The 16,187-nt window shown below is 60.0% G+C and carries 14 protein-coding genes; 5 read left to right on the top strand and 9 right to left on the bottom strand.

Going from position 1 to position 16,187, the window contains the following annotated elements:
* Nucleotides 1-100: 100 nt before the first annotated feature.
* Nucleotides 101-1,999 carry a PhoX family protein gene (locus tag SIB38_RS18455; protein WP_294116382.1) on the bottom strand — a complete coding sequence of 633 codons (1,899 nt, stop codon included), beginning with the start codon at nt 1,997-1,999 and terminating at the stop codon, nt 101-103.
* 102 nt (nt 2,000-2,101) lie between these two features.
* Nucleotides 2,102-2,587, bottom strand: a complete 486-nt coding sequence (locus SIB38_RS18450) for a VOC family protein (RefSeq protein WP_412550786.1) — start codon at nt 2,585-2,587, stop codon at nt 2,102-2,104.
* A gap of 186 nt (nt 2,588-2,773) precedes the next feature.
* Between SIB38_RS18450 and SIB38_RS18445 the strand changes: the two genes are divergently transcribed.
* The gene (locus SIB38_RS18445) at nt 2,774-3,316 is read left to right on the top strand and encodes a GNAT family N-acetyltransferase (protein ID WP_294116380.1); all 543 of its coding nucleotides are present in this window, start codon (nt 2,774-2,776) and stop codon (nt 3,314-3,316) included.
* 58 nt (nt 3,317-3,374) lie between these two features.
* Here SIB38_RS18445 and trpS read toward each other — a convergent pair whose 3' ends face one another.
* Nucleotides 3,375-4,412, bottom strand: coding sequence for a tryptophan--tRNA ligase (trpS, locus tag SIB38_RS18440; RefSeq protein ID WP_294116379.1), 1,038 nt, complete (start codon nt 4,410-4,412; stop codon nt 3,375-3,377).
* Nucleotides 4,413-4,512: 100 nt separating this feature from the next.
* Here trpS and SIB38_RS18435 point away from each other — a divergent pair, with 100 nt between their 5' ends.
* A complete protein-coding gene (locus SIB38_RS18435) occupies nt 4,513-5,199 on the top strand; it encodes a rhomboid family intramembrane serine protease (protein WP_294116378.1) in 687 nt (228 codons plus the stop codon).
* A gap of 9 nt (nt 5,200-5,208) precedes the next feature.
* On the opposite strand, the gene SIB38_RS18430 is transcribed toward SIB38_RS18435, so the two are convergent.
* The 4 genes from SIB38_RS18430 to SIB38_RS18415 all read right to left on the bottom strand — a co-directional run bounded on the left by SIB38_RS18430 (nt 5,209) and on the right by SIB38_RS18415 (nt 11,336).
* Nucleotides 5,209-5,757: an HdeD family acid-resistance protein gene (locus SIB38_RS18430; protein WP_294116377.1), complete on the bottom strand. Its 549-nt coding sequence runs from the start codon at nt 5,755-5,757 to the stop codon at nt 5,209-5,211.
* A gap of 95 nt (nt 5,758-5,852) precedes the next feature.
* Nucleotides 5,853-7,394 carry a murein biosynthesis integral membrane protein MurJ gene (gene murJ / locus SIB38_RS18425; RefSeq protein ID WP_412550785.1) on the bottom strand — a complete coding sequence of 514 codons (1,542 nt, stop codon included), beginning with the start codon at nt 7,392-7,394 and terminating at the stop codon, nt 5,853-5,855.
* On the bottom strand, nt 7,391-10,204 hold the full coding sequence (locus SIB38_RS18420; RefSeq protein ID WP_412550784.1) for a [protein-PII] uridylyltransferase: 2,814 nt from the start codon (nt 10,202-10,204) through the stop codon (nt 7,391-7,393). Before SIB38_RS18420 ends, murJ begins: the two co-directional genes overlap by 4 nt.
* On the bottom strand, nt 10,164-11,336 hold the full coding sequence (locus SIB38_RS18415; RefSeq protein ID WP_412550783.1) for a penicillin-binding protein activator: 1,173 nt from the start codon (nt 11,334-11,336) through the stop codon (nt 10,164-10,166). Before SIB38_RS18415 ends, SIB38_RS18420 begins: the two co-directional genes overlap by 41 nt.
* 93 nt (nt 11,337-11,429) lie before the next feature.
* Between SIB38_RS18415 and rsmI the strand changes: the two genes are divergently transcribed.
* From rsmI to gshB, 3 genes are all read left to right on the top strand, one after another.
* The gene (rsmI, locus tag SIB38_RS18410) at nt 11,430-12,290 is read left to right on the top strand and encodes a 16S rRNA (cytidine(1402)-2'-O)-methyltransferase (RefSeq protein ID WP_294116374.1); all 861 of its coding nucleotides are present in this window, start codon (nt 11,430-11,432) and stop codon (nt 12,288-12,290) included.
* 28 nt (nt 12,291-12,318) lie between these two features.
* Nucleotides 12,319-12,690 (top strand): YraN family protein, encoded by a 372-nt coding sequence (locus SIB38_RS18405; RefSeq protein ID WP_294116373.1) that lies wholly within the window; start codon nt 12,319-12,321, stop codon nt 12,688-12,690.
* 71 nt (nt 12,691-12,761) lie between these two features.
* Nucleotides 12,762-13,697, top strand: a complete 936-nt coding sequence (gene gshB / locus SIB38_RS18400; protein ID WP_294116372.1) for a glutathione synthase — start codon at nt 12,762-12,764, stop codon at nt 13,695-13,697.
* On the opposite strand, the gene SIB38_RS18395 is transcribed toward gshB, so the two are convergent.
* The gene (locus SIB38_RS18395) at nt 13,694-15,208 is read right to left on the bottom strand and encodes a YifB family Mg chelatase-like AAA ATPase (protein ID WP_294116371.1); all 1,515 of its coding nucleotides are present in this window, start codon (nt 15,206-15,208) and stop codon (nt 13,694-13,696) included. The genes gshB and SIB38_RS18395 overlap by 4 nt on opposite strands.
* A gap of 79 nt (nt 15,209-15,287) precedes the next feature.
* The gene (locus SIB38_RS18390) at nt 15,288-16,154 is read right to left on the bottom strand and encodes a glutathione S-transferase (RefSeq protein ID WP_294116370.1); all 867 of its coding nucleotides are present in this window, start codon (nt 16,152-16,154) and stop codon (nt 15,288-15,290) included.
* Nucleotides 16,155-16,187 lie beyond the last annotated feature (33 nt).

Genomic DNA, 16,187 nt, shown 5'->3' with positions numbered 1-16,187 from the left:
AAAGGAAAGCCCCCGACCAGGGGGTGGTCAGGGGCCAAAGGTTTGGTGCTAAAAAGCGGGATGTAAAAAGGTATTTGGGTAGTCAGAATTTGCGTCGTTGTTATCCAATGAGGCCGCCGTCTGTGCGACGTACCGCAAAAACACCAGACCGTGGCACGGAGGTGCCGCCATCCGGGAAGTGGGAGTTGCCTTTTTCACCCGGGTGCTGAATGCCGACAAACATGGTGCGGCGATCCGGGGACCAGCAAACTCCGGTGACTTCACATTCTTTGGGGCCAACCAGGAAGCGGCGGATTTCACCGGTGACGGTGTCGCCCGCAAGCATCTGGTTGTTGCCCATGCCCGCAAAGTCGCCTTCGTTAGAATATTTGCCGTCGGTCTGGATCCACAACAGGCCGGTGCTGTCAAAGGCCATGCCATCCGGGGAATTGAACATATTTCCGGCATTGATGTTTTCGCTGCCTGCATATGCATCATCATGCACATCCGGGTTCCCGGCCAGCGCGAAGAGGTTCCAGCTAAAACCGTTGGCGCTGTGGTCTTCGTTGTCGGGCATCCAGCGGGCGATCTGGCCGTAGTGGTTTTCGACACGTGGGTTTGGCCCGTTGGCCGAGGTGTCATCGCCGCCAGCGTTTGGCTTTTTGCCCCGGTTCTTGTTGTTGGTGAGCGCAACAAAGGCTTCTGCCTTGGTTGGGTTCACCGCCACCCATTCTGGGCGGTCCATCGTGGTTGCGCCAACTTTGGACGCGGCCTGACGGGTATGGATGCGGATTTCCGCGTCGGACATGCCGGTGGTGTCGGGCGTTAGGGCCAGCCATTCGCCGCGCATGTCATCAAAGAACTTGGCGACAAACAAGTCGCCACTTTCCAGAAGATCGCTGTTGTCGCCGGTGGCAGAGTAGGTGCCGTGAGAGACAAATCGGTAGAGGAATTCGCCGCGCTCATCGTCGCCGAGGTAGACAACCGCTTTGCCGTTGGCCGCCAACACCACGGCGGCGTTTTCATGCTTGAAGCGGCCCAGAGCGGTGCGTTTCTTTGGCGTGGAGGTTGGGTCAAACGGGTCGATTTCGACCACATAGCCCGCGCGGTTTGGCTCATTTGGGTTTTTGGAGACGTCAAAGCGCGGATCCACCTTGGCCCAGCCGTAACCCCAGTCTTTGGAGGATACACCGTAGCGCTTCAGCTCTGCAGAGACCTCATGCGCTTCATCTTCAGCGGAGAAGTAGCCGTTGAAGTTTTCTTCGCAGGTCAGGTAGGTGCCCCACGGGGTTTCGCCGTTGCCGCAGTTGTTCCAGGTGCCTTTGGTGGTGGTGCCGGTAGGATCTGCCTCGGTTTTCAACAGGTCATGGCCAGCGGCAGGGCCGGTCAGGTCCATATCGGTTTGCGGTGTGATGCGGCGGTTCAGGTCGCTGTCGACCACCACCTGCCAGTTGCCGCTCTCGTCGCGGGCCACTTCGAAGACAGACACGCCGTGGGCGTTCATGCCTTTTTGCACATCGTCGTCGGACACCCACTTGCCCTCGGGGTTGTTGCCCCAAAGGATTTTGCGGTTGGTGTATTCGTTGTTGATGGCCATGACGGTGCGGCCATCTTTGGTGAAGATCGACATGCCGTCGTTGTTGTCACCAAAGGCACGCGCCTGAGAAGCCGCGGTGCCGCGTGTGGCTTCGTCAAAAGCCGGGGCGTCAGAGAAGAGCGGATCGCCCCAGGTCACAACTTGTTCCCACTCAAAGCCGTCTGGCACGGTGATGGTGTCCTCTGTGTTGGCGGCAACCTGGGTGAAGCCAAAGCGATCTCCAGCGGCCACGGCCTCGCGGGTCAGGGCTGTTGTGCCGACCAGAAAAGAGCCGAGGCCAAAGGTCATCACACCGCCCAGGAAGCCACGACGAGAGAAGGCGGTTTCCACGATGCGGTCAAAGTCGGTTTCTTCCGCGCGAGGCGAGATCAGCTCGTCGATTTCGTCAAATGACAGGTCGTCAATTTGGTGGTCAGAGGACATTCCTGGCTCCGTAGGCTTGGATCTTTGGTTGATGCCAAGACTAGGAGGTCGCTGATTCAGATTCGTGACAAGCTGTTTGCAGTTTTGTGACGCTGCCCGGCGTTAAGCCGCCTCTGCCAGAAGGGCTTCGAGTTTCAGTGGACGGCTGTACATTTGTAGGCTGCCATCTTTGTGGCGCGGCCACTCGGCGGTGTGGCGATCTCGGTAAAGTTCGACTCCGTTGCCGTCTGGGTCGTTGAAGTAGATGGCTTCGGACACGCCATGATCAGAGGCTCCCAGCACTGGATAGCCGGCGGCAATGACCCGCTGCACGGCGGTCGCGAGGTCGGCGCGAGAGGGGTAGAGGATGGCAGTGTGGAACAGGCCGGTGTGGTGTTCCGGCGCGGGGCCGCTGCCCTTGCTGCGCCAGGTGTTGAGGCCGATGTGGTGATGGTAGCCGTCTGATCCGAGGAAGGCGGCATCGTTGCCGAGGCGGGTTTGGACTTCGAAGCCCAGGACATCGGCATAGAAGGCGATCGCGCGGTCAAGGTCGGCGACTTTCAGATGTACGTGGCCAATGCGGGCGGAGGGGGCGTAAGGCGCGGGCATGAGAGGTCTCCTTTGTTGGCAACAAAGGTAGGCGCGGCGCTGGGCGCTGAAAACTTGCGATTTGGCGCGGATTATGTGCGGAAATGCGGAGGGAGGACTTCGTTTTGATGGGCGGCAGTGAGAGCTTGCATATCGCGCGTATTGGTCGAAGTTGGCCACAACAAAGTACGCGGCGAGGGAGAGAAAATGACAGCAATGGTACCAAGGCTTGAAACGGATCGGCTGATCCTGCGCGGGCATGAGCTGACGGATTTTGAGGATAGCGCCGCGATGTGGGCGGATCCGGAGGTTGTGGCGCGGATTTCGGGTGTGCCGTCGACAGCGGCGGAGTCGTGGTCGCGACTGTTGCGGTATATCGGGCATTGGCAGGCGCTGGGCTATGGCTACTGGGTGCTGGAGAGCAAGGTGGATGGCACGTTTGTGGGCGAGGCCGGGTTGGCGGATTACCATCGGGACTCTCAGCCAAGCGTGCATGGCAAGCCGGAAGCCGGTTGGGCGTTAAAAACCTCGGCGCAGGGGCAGGGGCTGGCGACGGAGGCTGTTAGGGCGGTGATGGCCTGGGCGGATGATGTGCTCGCCAAGGAGTTTCCGATGGCCTGTGCGATCTTTGATCCGGCCCATGCGGCGTCTGTGCGGGTGGCTGAAAAGGTTGGGTTTGACAACCCGGTGACGGGCACGTTTGGGGACCAGGAGGCGCTGTTTTTGGAGCGCGCTTTGGGGGGCAACTGAGGGCCAACAAAAAGCCCCGCCAGTGGCGGGGCTGATTGTTTGCAGTGATGTGGAAAACTTACGCGCCGACCATGCCGACAATTTCGTAGGTCTTTTTCAGGATTGGCGCGGCGATTTCGCGGGCCTGACCTGCGCCGTGGGCGAGGATCTTGTCGATCTCGTCCTGATGCTCCATCAGGCGGGCCATTTCCGTGCTGATTGGGGACAGTTTGGACACTGCGAGGTCAGAGAGCATTGGCTTGAACTCGGAGAATTGCTTGCCGCCGACGTCGGCCAGAACCTGATCCACGGTCAGGCCAGACAGACCTGCGTAGATGTTGACCAGGTTGCGGGCCTCGGGACGCTCTTCCAGACCTTTGGCCTCAGATGGCAGAGCTTCCGGGTCGGTTTTGGCCTTGCGGATTTTCTTGGCGATGGTGTCCGCGTCGTCGGTCATGTTGATGCGGGAAGCATCGGACGGGTCGGACTTGGACATCTTTTTGGTGCCATCGCGGAAGGACATCACACGGGTGGCCGCGCCCTCGATCACCGGTTCGGTGATTGGGAAGAAGTCCACGCCATAGTCGTGGTTGAACTTGGTGGCGACATCGCGCGTCAACTCAAGGTGCTGTTTCTGGTCCTCGCCCACGGGCACGTGGGTGGCGTGGTAGATCAGAATGTCCGCCGCCATGAGCGCCGGGTAGGCAAACAGGCCCAGCGAAGCGTTTTGCGAATTTTTACCAGCTTTGTCTTTCCATTGGGTCATGCGCTGCATCCAGCCCATGCGGGCGACGCAGTTGAAGATCCATGCCAGTTGTGCGTGTTCCGGCGCGGCGGATTGGTTGAACAAGATCGATTTTTTCGGGTCGATGCCTGCGGCAATGAAACCGGCGCAGAGTTCGCGGGTGGCGCGTTGCAGCTTGGCAGGGTCTTGCCAGACTGTGATGGCGTGCAGGTCAACCATGCAGAACACAGTTTCATGCGTGCCAGCCTCTTGCATATCAACAAAGCGCTTCATCGCGCCGAGGTAATTGCCCAGCGTCAGACCGCCCGAGGGTTGAATCCCGGAAAAGACGCGTGGGGTAAAGGTGGAGGACGTTTGGACCGCCTCGTTCATTGGAAATACTCCATCTGGATTTGTTAGCCTGCTTGGCTTATCTCCGAGGCCAAACACCGTCAAGCCGGACCGGCAAGCAGGGCGGGTAAGGAGTACAGGCATGTCGCACCCAGATGATCAAAGCCCCGTGAACCCGTTGCCGCCGGTGGTGACGGCGTTGTTTTTGTTGCTGGTCGGTGTGGAAGCCACCTTGTGGTTTGGTGCCCAAGGCATTGTCGGAGGACCGGCATCGGTGGGTTGGCGGCTGGATGCCATTCAGCGCTACGCGTTTTCTCCGGACATTTTTGATTGGATGGTCTCCAACGGAGTGTATCCGGCAGAACATATGATCCGTTTTGTGAGCTATCTGTTTGTGCACTACAACTTCACCCATGCGCTGTTTGGCGGTGTGTTGCTATTAGCAATGGGCAAGATGGTCGGGGAGGTGTTCTCCGGTTGGGCAACCTTGGCGATCTTTGTGCTTTCCGGTGTCGTAGGTGCGCTGGGCTACGCGGTGATTTTAGACAGCCCGACGCCGCTATTGGGCAGCTACCCTGGTGTTTATGGGCTGATCGGGGCGTTTACGTTTTTGCTGTGGACCAGCCTCGGAGAGGTGGGCGCACCACAAGCTCGAGCGTTTTCGCTGATTGGCATGCTGGTGGCCATTCAGTTGGGCTTTAACCTGATTTTTGGAGGCAGTCCGGATTGGGTCGCCGATGTGATCGGCTTTGGCGCAGGGTTCTTGATGTCTTTTGCGCTGATCCCTGGAGGGTGGCAGCGGATCCGCGAAAAGATCCGCCGCCAGTGATATGACCGCTTAGGCGGCGTCTTCTTGAGGAGTCTCTTCGGCGTTGTTGGCGCTGCGCACGGCAAAGGCCAGTGCGATGGCGCTGATGCCGTTGGACAGAAGTTCGATGGCCAGCAACACACCCAGCAGAACAGCTGCGGATTGTGGGAAGTTGTTCAGCACCATCAGGCCCAGGATCACCGAGACCAGACCGGACAGCAGCAAGGCCCAGCGGGCGCTGCCTTCGAAGTTGGAAAAGCCAAACACGCCTTTGAACACGCCGGATACAAGGAACAGAATGCCTGCGGCGAAGGTCAGGGACAGCAGGCCCTGAAGCGGTTGTGCGATGATGTGCACGCCGATGACCAAGGCGAGTACACCCAGGATCACACCGGCGATTTTTGCGCCAGTCGACGGCGCGCTAAAGGCGGCAAAGGTTTGAAATGCGCCCAGGAAAAGGAAGCTCCAGCCTGCAAAGACTGTGGCGGTTACCGAGGCGGCGAAAGGGTTGGCTAAGGCCAGAACACCCAAGACCACGGCCAAGATGCCGACGATCAACATTACGATCCAATTATTCATGTCTCACTCCCGAGATTAAAGAATGCCTAAGGTTAACGGCACATTAGGGGGCGGGAGCAACTGGTTTCTGAGTCTATTTGTCGGTTTGTGCCCGCTCAACCACGGCGGGCAGCAGCCCTCAATTCGCTGGGAACATAGGCGCCAATCAGGCGGCCGACGGCAAAATAAACAACCGCGCCGAGCGTGAGCAGGATCAGCAAAGCCACGTAGCGCCAGCCGGGAAGGCCGAACCACGGCACCAGAATGACCCAGGTCACCCAGAGCGCGCCGCCCATGGCGGCGGAGGCCAGACAGATGCGCCAAAGGCGTTTGCGCAGGCGGATGTCAAACTTGGCCACTTGACCGTAGCCGCGCGCGCCAAAGCCGAGTTGAGCCACCATGATCCAGGCGGAGACGGTGGCGGCAATGGCAGGGGCCATCCATTGGATGTAGGGCGCCAACCCAAAGGCCAGCACGGCGTTCACCACCATGGCCCAGACGGCGTAGTGGAACGGGCGCTTGGTGTCTTCGCGGGCAAAAAACAGCGGTTGCAATAGCTTTTGCAGGACGAAAGCTGGCAGACCAAGCGCGTAAATCGCCAAAGCGACCGAGATGGCGGCGGTGTCATCAGAGCCGGTTGCGCCGCGTTCATAAAGCACGGAGACAATCGGCAGCGGGATGACGAGGAATGCCACGGCACAGGGGAGGGTCAGGAACATCGCAAACTCGCTGGCGCGCGAGAAGGCGTTTTGAGCCCCGACATCGTCGTTGGCTTTCAAGCGACGGGAGAGATCTGGGAGCAGAACAATGCCGATGGCGATGCCGATCACACCAAGGGGCAGTTGGTACAGGCGATCTGCGGCATAGAGCCAGCTCACGGCGCCTTCAGTGTTGGAGGCCACGATTTGCCCAACCACAAGGTTGATCTGCATTACGCCGGAGGCCAGCGCGGCGGGCACAGCGACGCGGACCATGCGGGCCATGTCGGGCGTCCATTTGGGCAGGCGCAGTTTGATGCGCAGGCCGGCTTTGCGGCTGGCAATCCAGACCAAAGCAAGCTGGGCCACGCCGGCGACGGGAATGGTCCAGATCAGCCAGGTGATGACAGGGCCACCCGACAGATGCCCGAGGATCAGGGCAGGGATGATCAGAATGTTGAGCAGCACCGGGGCTGCTGCGGCGGCGGCAAAGCGGCCGGTGGCATTGAGCACGCCGGAGAACAACGCGCCCAAGGACATGAAAAAGATGTAGGGGAAGACGATGCGGCCATAGCCCACCGTCAGGTCAAACCGCGCGTCTCCGGCAAAGCCTTCCGCCGTAAGCCAGACCAGCGCGGGCATGAAGATCATGCCGAGAGCGGTGAGGGTCATCACTGCGGCAAACAGCAGGCTCAGGGCCTCGCTAGCAAAATGTTCCGCGTCTTCTTCGCCCTCCAGCTTTTTGGAAAACATCGGCACAAAGGCGGCGTTGAACGCGCCTTCGGCAAAGAAGCGGCGGAACATGTTGGGCAGGCGAAAGGCCGCCACAAAGGCGTCCAGTAGAGGGCCAGGGCCGATGTAGTTCAGAATCAAGATCTCTCGGACAAAGCCCAGCACACGGCTCAGCAGAGTCCAGAAGCCCACGGTCAGAAAGCCGCGCATCAGGCGGATGGGCTTCATGCGTTGGCCCTTTCAGCGCCTTGCTGGATGGCTTCGCGCAGTTTCTTCTCCAGCGCCTTTTGTTTGCCTTCGGCGTGGAACTTCAGGCCAAACATGTCTTTGACGTAAAAGGTGTCGACCACCTGCTCGCCAAAAGTCGCAATCACGGCGGAGGCGATGTAGACGTTGCTGTTGGCCAAGGTTCGGGTGAGGTCAAACAGCAGGCCTGCGCGATCGCGGGTGTCCACTTCAATGATGGTGTAGATTTCTGAGCCTTCGTTATCAAACAGGATCGTGGTCGGCACCTTAAAGGCCCGTTCGCGCTTTTTGATCACGTCGCGGGATTTGATGGCCTCGGTGGTGACAACCTCACCAGCCAGGGTGCGCTCAATCATCTTTCGAAGGCGCGGCAGTCGGGCGGCCTCATACGGCTTGTCTTCCGCATCCTGAATCCAGAAGGCGGCGGTGGCGTAGCCGTCTTTGGAGGTGAAGGTGCGGGCGTCGACGATGTTGGCGCCCACCAGAGCCAATGCGCCACACATGCGCGAGAAGATGCCGGGGTGGTCCGCCATAGCAAAGCAGACGCGGGTGGCGTCGCGGTCATCGTCCGGGTGCAGGTCGATGCGGACTTCGTTGTCCGGAATGTCGCGCAGCAGGTCCGCAAACACTTTGTGGGCGGTGATGTGCAGGCCCTGCCAATACGGCTCATAGTGGCGGGCGGTCTCTTTCTTGAGGTCTTTGCTGGGCCAGTCGGACAGTTCTTCGCGCAGGAGTTTCTTGGCCTTGGTGCCGCGGTTTTCGCGGGTGATGGCCTCCATGCCATCCTCCAGCACCAGTTTGGTTTGACCATGCAGGGCGCGGATCAAAACAGCTTTCCAGTTGTTCCAGGTAGCCGGGCCAACGCCGCGGATGTCACACACGGTCAGGATGGTCAGCAGGTTGAGGCGATCCACCGTTTTCACAGCTTTGGCAAAGTCGCGCACGGTGCGCGGGTCAGCGATATCGCGCTTCTGCGCGGTGTCTGACATCAGCAGGTGATAGCGCACCAGCCATTCCACGGTTTCACTGTCGGCTTTGTTGAGGCCCAGGTTCGGCGCGACCTTGCGGGCGATTTGCGCGCCGAGCACAGAGTGGTCGATGTCGCGGCCTTTGCCGATGTCGTGCAGCAGCATGGCGACCATGAGCACTTTGCGGTTGATGCCGCCGGAGGCGAGGATTTCGGAACTGAGCGGCAACTCGTCCTCAAGGTCTTTGCGTTCGATGTCCATGAAGTTGGAGATCACCTGAATGGTGTGTTCGTCCACCGTATAGGAGTGATACATGTTGAACTGCATCATCGCGACGATAGGCTCAAACTCCGGAATGAAGGCTGAGAGCACGCCCAGTTCGTTCATGCGGCGCAGGGCGCGTTCGGGGTTGCCGTGTTTCAGTAGTAAGTCGAGGAACAGGCGGCGCGCCTCTTTGTTGGCGCGGAAGTCGTCGTCGATCAGGTGCAGATTGGCCGTCACCAGCCGCATGGCGTCCGGGTGGATCAACATGCCGGTACGCAGGCCCTCTTCGAACAGGCGCAGCAGGTTGAGCGGATCGTCGAGGAAGGTCTTTTCATCCGCCACATCCAGACGGTTGTGCACCATTTTGTAGCCGGGCTTCATGCGTGGGCGGCGGCGGAAGATGCGCTCTAGCAGCGGTTCGGCTTTGGCGTGATTAGCTTCCAGCTTGGTCAGCAGGATGCGGGTCAAGTCGCCAACAGCGGTGGCTTGGCGGAAGAACTCTTGCATGAAGTGTTCCACCGCGCGGCGGCCACCTTTGTCGGTGTAGCCCATCTGATCGGCGATCTCGACTTGCACGTCGAAGGTCAACTGCTCCATGGGGCGACCGGCCGTCAAGTGCAGGTGACCACGCACCGCCCAGAGGAAGTTTTCCGCCGCGATGAAGCGCTCAAGCTCTTCCTGAAGCAGCACGTCTTTCTCAACAAGTTCAGAGACATCAGAGACGTGGTAGACGTATTTGGCGATCCAGAAGAGCGATTGAAGGTCGCGCAGGCCACCTTTGCCCTCTTTGACATTGGGCTCCACCACGTAGCGCTGGCCCTGCTTTTTGTGGCGCTCGTCGCGTTCGTTGAGCTTGGCTTCGATGAATTCCTGTTCGGTGCCTTTGAAGAGTTCCTCTTCAAGGCGGGTGTTGAGCTCTTCGTCAAGCGGCTCATGGCCGCGCAGGAAGCGGTTTTCTAGCAAGGCCGTGCGGATGGTGAAGTCTTCGCGTCCCAAACGCAGGCAGTCCTTCACGGTACGAGAACTGTGGCCAACTTTGAGACGCAGGTCCCAGAGCAGGTAGAGCATGGATTCGATCACGCTCTCCGCCCATGGGGTGACTTTGTAGGGCGTCAAAAACAGCAGATCTACGTCGGATTGCGGCGCCATTTCCCCACGGCCATAGCCGCCGACGGCAAAGAGGGCGAGGCGCTCGGCTTCGGTGGGGGTGTGCAGTGGGTAGAATCGGACGGTGGCGACGTAGAAGGCGCAGCTGACGAGGCAATCGGTGAGCCAGGTATAGGAGCGCGTCATGGCGCGGGCGGCGCGCGGTTGGTCGCGGAACGCCGTTGCAATTTTAGCCATGGCCGCTTTGCGGCGGGCCATGAGAAGAGGCACGATTTCTTTGCGCAGGTCGCTTTCCTTGCCGTCCTGTTTCAGGATTTCGGCAAGTTCCGCGGCCACTTCGGCGCAATTGAAAATCTCGTCAGCTGAGCAGATCAGCCCCGCGCTGGGCGGGGCTGGAAAGATGTCGCTGGCCTTAGCTGCCAGCGCCTCCAAATCGGGTTGGGGCAGGGTCAATGATTACCACCTTCTTGTCGCGGATTGTGGCCACGGCCAGCCCGCGTTCGTTTGTGCCGTCGGTGCGCAGGCGGAAGATGCCGTTCACACCCTGAAAGCCTGCGCCTTGTGTCAATGCGCCTGTTGTCAGTGCATCAGATTTGCCTTGTTTGACCAGCGCGCCGATTGCCGCAATGCCATCATAGGCCAGACCACCAATAGAGTGGGGCAGACCGCCGTACGCCTGCGCGTAGCGGGTTTGGAATTGGTTGGTCAGGGTTGGGTCTGGCATCGCATACCAACCACCCTGTACGCCGGGCAGTTCCAGCGTTTGCGCCGGGATGTCCCAACGGGTCAGGCCTATGTACTGGATGGTGGCCGGGCTGAGGCCTGCTTCTGGCAGAAGCTGGGTCAGCAGGGGCAGGGCGCCGGAGGTGTTGGCGGTGAGGAACAATGTGTCAGCGCCGTTTTGCTCTGCGTTCAGCTTGATCTGGCTGACAGCGGCAATCACGCCTTCTTGCGAAAACTCATAGCCTACTGCGCCCGCGTTGTTTGCGCCATTGCGGGTGATGGCGTTGGCGATGGCGGTGTTGCCCAGCAGACCAGCGGAGTTGTTGGCATGCACCGTCATGATGTTGCCTTTGCCTTGACCTTTGGCGAAACCCACCAGCCGGTCGGCGGTGTTGTCAAAGGTTGGGCCAAGCACAAACAGGTTGCCGCCTGCGATGGTGGTGTTGTTGGAGAAGGACAGCACGTTCACATTGCGCGCGGCCACTGCCGTGGCCGCGGCGTTGGCAGCTTCGCCAAACACCGGTCCCAGAATGATTTTGGCGCCTTCATTCACCGCTTGTACGGCGACGGCTTGGGCGGTGTTGGGATCGCCTGCCGTGGCGTAGACACGCAGATCAATTTTCACGTCACCCAGATCTGCGATTGCCAGTTTGGCTGCGTTCTCAAGGCTTTGTGCCAGCAGTGCGTCGCCAGAGTTGCTCGAGCCTTTTGGCACCAGAAGCGCCACAGGCACGGGGGCGGAGGCGTCGATTTTTGGACCGGAGCTTCCACCGGTTTCGTCACAAGAGGCCAGTGCCAGCGCGGCAAGCCCTGCGACCGCCCCTTTCACAAAGCGTTGGGCGGGTTTAAGAAAAGACAACATAGGTAAGCTCCACTCCCGTTGGGGTCACGCCCGTGATTGAGGTCCGGCCGCGTTGCTGCCGAATAATAAACGAGTGAAAAGGCGGGTCCAGCTATGAATCACCAGACCGTGAAATTGCAGCCCGGTTTGTACTTTGTCGCCACACCTATAGGCAGTGCGCGCGACATCACTTTGCGGGCTTTGGACATTTTGGCCAGCGCCGATGTGATTGCGGCGGAAGACACGCGGTCGATGAAGAAACTCCTTGAAATACATGGGGTGCCGCTCAATGGGCGGCCTGTGTTGGCCTATCACGATCACTCTGGTGAAGGGGCGCGTGGCAAGCTTTTGGGGTATCTTGAGGCCGGGAAAACGGTGGCTTACGCGTCAGAAGCCGGTACGCCATTGATTGCCGATCCGGGCTATCACCTGTCAGTTACTGCGGCGGAAGCTGGCCATCTGGTGACCAGTGCACCGGGGCCAAGCGCGATCATCACGGCCCTGTCGCTCGCTGGCCTGCCGACGGATTCGTTTTTCTTTGCAGGGTTTCTGCCAAACGCCAAAAAGGCACGGCAGACAGCCTTGGAGGCGGTACGGGAGGTGCCGGGCACGCTTGTGTTTTACGAATCGCCCAAACGGGTGGCGACTATGGTGGCAGACGCCGCCGAGGTGCTGGGTGGCGGGCGTAAGGCGGCTGTGGCGCGCGAATTGACCAAGAAGTTTGAGGAAGTGCTGCGCGGATCGCTGGACGAATTGGCAGCAGATTTGCCGGAGCGCACGATCAAGGGCGAGATTGTCGTGTTGATCGACCGGCAACGCGGAGAGGCGGCCAGCGAGGACGACATCGAAGGGGCGCTGAAAGAGGCGCTGGAGACCTTGTCAGTGCGGGATGCGTCAGACGCGATTGCCAAAGCCTATAGCATCAACCGGCGCAAAGTGTACCAATTGGCTCTGAAGTTGCAGAAGGCGGGGTAGCTCGCCGGAGATTGAGCAAAGGTCTGGTATGAGTGACACGCGCAGGGAAGACACCGGGCGCAGCAATTATTTGGCGGGGCAGGCCGCCGAGGACGCGGTTTTGCGCCATTATGTGTCGCTGGGCCTGACGCTGGCACAGGCGCGGTGGCGTGGCAAGGCGGGCGAAGTGGACCTGATCCTGCGGGACGGCGATGACCTGGTGTTTGTCGAAGTCAAACACAGCCGCAGCTTTGACAGCGCGGCGGCGCGGTTGTTGCCTAAACAAGTTGAGCGGTTGATGCGCGCGGCGGAGGAATTTGCAGGTGGGCAACCCAAAGGTTTGCTGACCGAGATGCGGTTTGATGTGGCTTTGGTGAACGGCCAAGGTGAGGTTCACATCCTTGAGAATGCGCTTTGGTAAGATCATGCGCCCCATTGCAAGCGGGGGTGGCATGGGCCATGTAAGTGTGGACTTATTATCAGGGTGCGCACATGAAAATCGCCTTTCAAATGGATCCGATCACCTCGGTCGACATCAATGCTGACAGCTCTTTCCGCATCGCCGAAGAGGCGCAGGCGCGGGGGCATGAGCTGTTTTACTACTCGCCGGATCACCTAGCTTACGAAGAAGGTGAGATCACTGCGCGGGGCCATTCCATGGTGCTGCGGCGCGAGCAGGGCAACCATGTGGATCTTGGGCCATTTGAACGGGTGAACCTGAAAGACTTCGATGTGGTTTGGCTGCGCCAGGACCCGCCGTTTGACATGCATTACATCACCAGCACGCATTTGTTGGATCGGCTGGCGCCGGACACGCTGGTGGTGAATGATCCGTTCTGGGTGCGGAACTATCCGGAGAAGCTGCTGGTGCTGGATTTCCCGGATCTGACACCGCCGACCACGATTGCGCGGGATCTGGAAACCATCAAAGAATTCAAAGCCAAGCACGGCGATGTGATCTTGAAGCCTTTGTACGGCAACGGTGGCGCCGGTGTGTTCCGACTGGATGCCAATGATCGGAACCTGACCTCGCTGCATGAGCTGTTTACTGGGTTTAGCCGCGAACCGCTGATTGTGCAGAAATTCCTGCCGGATGTGAGCAACGGCGACAAGCGGGTGATCCTTGTGAATGGGGAGCCTGTGGGCGCAATCAACCGTGTGCCTGCGGCCGGGGAGACGCGGTCGAACATGCACGTGGGTGGACGTCCAGAGAAGATTGGGCTGACCGAGCGGGACTTGGAAATCTGTGCCGCGATTGGGCCGCTGCTGCGGGAGAAGGGGCAGATTTTTGTCGGGATCGATGTGATCGGCGACTACCTGACAGAGATCAACGTGACCTCGCCCACGGGTATTCAAGAGCTGGAGCGGTTTGACGGGGTGAATATCGCCGAGAAGATCTGGGAAGCGATTGAAGGCAAGCTGGCCTAAATCTCTTGGCTGGTGGTGAGGCGGAAGCTGATGGCTTCTGCCAGATGGGGGCGGCGGATTTGTTCGGCATCCTCAAGGTCCGCAATGGTGCGGGCCACGCGCAAGACTCGGTGATAGCCACGCGCGGTGAGGCCAAAGCGTTCGGCCACTTGTGACAGCAGCGCGCGGCCTTCGGCGTCTGGCGTGGCGATCTCTTCCAAAGCTTGGCCATGGGCGTCGGCGTTTACGCGGATACCGTCGTGGCCCGTGAACCTCTCCGTTTGAATGGCACGTGCGCTGGCGACGCGCTGAGCCACCTTCTCCGATGTGTCGCCATCGTTGGGCAGGTCGAGGTCGCGGAAGGCGACCGGGGGCACTTCGATGCGCAAATCCAGACGGTCCATGAGGGGGCCGGACAAGCGTCCAAGATACTCCAGACCACAGTCCGGCACGCGGGCGCAGGCTTGGGCGGGGTCATACATGTGACCGCAGCGACAAGGTTTGGCGGCGGCGATCAGCATGAATTTGCAGGGGTAAGTGACGTGTGCGTTGGCGCGGGCGATCATGACCTGACCGGTTTCAATGGGCTGGCGCAGGGTTTCGAGTACGGGGCGGGAGAACTCCGGCATCTCATCCATGAACAGCACGCCATTATGGGCGAGGGAGATTTCACCGGGTTGGGCGCGTCGTCCGCCGCCTACGATGGCTGCCATCGACGCAGAATGATGCGGTTCGCGAAAGGGACGGGTGCGGGAAATGCCGCCTTGCTCCAATATGCCCGCCACCGAATGGATCATCGAGGTTTCAAGCGCTTCGGCAGGGCTCATCGGAGGCAGGATCGTAGGCAACCGTGCGGCCAGCATGGATTTTCCTGAGCCAGGGGAACCCACCATAAATAGATGATGTCTTCCGGCTGCGGCGATTTCCAAGGCGCGTTTGGCGCGTTCCTGGCCTTTCACGTCACGCAGGTCGAGGGTGCTGCTTTCGCCCCGAACTTCGCCGGGTTGTGATGGCGCGAGCGGCGATTGGCCTGTGTAGTGTCGGACCACATCCGCCAAAGAGGCCGCGCCAATCACTTGCGTGGCGGCAACCCAAGCGGCTTCGGGGCTGCTGACCGCGGGGCAGAGCAACATGCGGTCCTCTTCAGCGGCGCTCATGGCGGCGGGCAGCGCGCCGGTGATGCCAACCAATGAGCCGTCGAGCGACAGTTCGCCAAGGCTGACGGTGCTTTCAGAGGCGTCTTCGGGGATGATGCCGAGCGCGGCCAGCAGGGCGACTGCGATGGGCAGGTCAAAATGGCTGCCTTCCTTAGGCAGATCAGCCGGGGAGAGGTTGATGGTGATGCGTTTGGACGGCAGGGCGATGGCCATGGCGGCAAGCGCGGCGCGGATACGGTCGCGGGCCTCAGAGACAGCTTTGTCTGGCAGACCAACGATTGAGAAAGCAGGCAAACCGGGCGCAAGGGCGCATTGCACCTCCACTTGATGCGCCTCAACCCCTTCAAAAGCCACGGTATAAGCCCGAGCAACCACGGCACAACCCTCGCCACACAACAGATTAACAAACGTTAACTATTTGTAGCGAGGGTTGGTTAGCGAATGGTTAATGCGCCTATTGCAGCGCCATGAAGGCAGGCCAGGCTTCCGGATCGGCTACGGTTTTGTCGCGGCAGAAGGCGTTGCACAGGCCAAAGGTGCGTCCGTTGAGCTCCATCAGATGCGTGGAGGGCTTGCCGGAGTAGGGGCAATTGGCGTTCTCCGGCGTGCCGTTGTCCACGGCCTTTGCTGCGAGAGGCTTTGGGCCGGGCCAAGCGCGGGTTGGGTAGTCTTTGGCGTACCATGGCAGGGTCGCGCCACGGGCAAATCCCATGGCGCGCCAGCGGCGGAACGCCGGGTCGGCCAGGTGGGTGTCGACATAGGCTTGGGCGACCTCGCCCACAGGTAGGTTGTAGCCGGCAATGCGGGCCGCGACCGGGGCGTAGAACGCATCGGCGACGCTGTAGGTGCTACAAAGCCACGGGCCGTCCGCGCCGTAGTTTGTGCGGGCGTGTTCCCAAATGGTTTCAAGGCGTTGGACGTCCTTGATAAGGTCTTCAGATGGGCTGCTGTCTTCATAGGACAGGCGCAGGTTCATCGGGCAGTCGTTGCGCAGAGTGAAAAAGCCGGAATGCATTTCGGCTGCCAGATTGCGCGCGGTAGCACGTGCGCCGGGATCACTGGGCCAAAGACCCGCATCCGGGTGGCGGGTGGCGAGCTCTTCAGCAATGGCAAGACTGTCAGAGAGGATCGCGCCTTCGGGTGTTTTTACCGCAGGAACCGTGCGCGCTGGCGCGATTTTGGTGAGTTGCTCTGCCACAGATTTGTCGGAGAAATCCACCAAAGTGGTTTTCCGGGCGATGCCGAATTTTTCAAACAGAAGCCAGCCGCGCAGCGACCAGGAGGAATAGGCGTAGTCGCCGATGTATAAATCGTAGGTCATGAGGTGAGGTTAGCACGACACGACTCATCACGA

Origin of the sequence: Shimia sp. MIT910701 (genome assembly GCF_047126315.1) — a bacterium.
In the GTDB taxonomy this organism is placed as follows: domain Bacteria; phylum Pseudomonadota; class Alphaproteobacteria; order Rhodobacterales; family Rhodobacteraceae; genus Shimia.
The sequence above is the reverse complement of the archived record's forward strand: the minus strand, read 5'-3'. Positions and strand labels throughout refer to the sequence as shown.

Excerpts from the sequence above, each read along its gene's own strand:
- SIB38_RS18455 (WP_294116382.1), bottom strand. The coding sequence starts at position 1,999 with ATGTCCTCTGACCACCAAATTGACGACCTGTCATTTGACGAAATCGAC.
- SIB38_RS18450 (WP_412550786.1), bottom strand. The coding sequence starts at position 2,587 with ATGCCCGCGCCTTACGCCCCCTCCGCCCGCATTGGCCACGTACATCTG.
- SIB38_RS18445 (WP_294116380.1), top strand. The coding sequence starts at position 2,774 with ATGACAGCAATGGTACCAAGGCTTGAAACGGATCGGCTGATCCTGCGC.
- trpS (WP_294116379.1), bottom strand. The coding sequence starts at position 4,412 with ATGAACGAGGCGGTCCAAACGTCCTCCACCTTTACCCCACGCGTCTTT.
- SIB38_RS18435 (WP_294116378.1), top strand. The coding sequence starts at position 4,513 with ATGTCGCACCCAGATGATCAAAGCCCCGTGAACCCGTTGCCGCCGGTG.
- SIB38_RS18430 (WP_294116377.1), bottom strand. The coding sequence starts at position 5,757 with ATGAATAATTGGATCGTAATGTTGATCGTCGGCATCTTGGCCGTGGTC.
- murJ (WP_412550785.1), bottom strand. The coding sequence starts at position 7,394 with ATGAAGCCCATCCGCCTGATGCGCGGCTTTCTGACCGTGGGCTTCTGG.
- SIB38_RS18415 (WP_412550783.1), bottom strand. The coding sequence starts at position 11,336 with ATGTTGTCTTTTCTTAAACCCGCCCAACGCTTTGTGAAAGGGGCGGTC.
- rsmI (WP_294116374.1), top strand. The coding sequence starts at position 11,430 with ATGAATCACCAGACCGTGAAATTGCAGCCCGGTTTGTACTTTGTCGCC.
- SIB38_RS18405 (WP_294116373.1), top strand. The coding sequence starts at position 12,319 with ATGAGTGACACGCGCAGGGAAGACACCGGGCGCAGCAATTATTTGGCG.
- gshB (WP_294116372.1), top strand. The coding sequence starts at position 12,762 with ATGAAAATCGCCTTTCAAATGGATCCGATCACCTCGGTCGACATCAAT.
- SIB38_RS18390 (WP_294116370.1), bottom strand. The coding sequence starts at position 16,154 with ATGACCTACGATTTATACATCGGCGACTACGCCTATTCCTCCTGGTCG.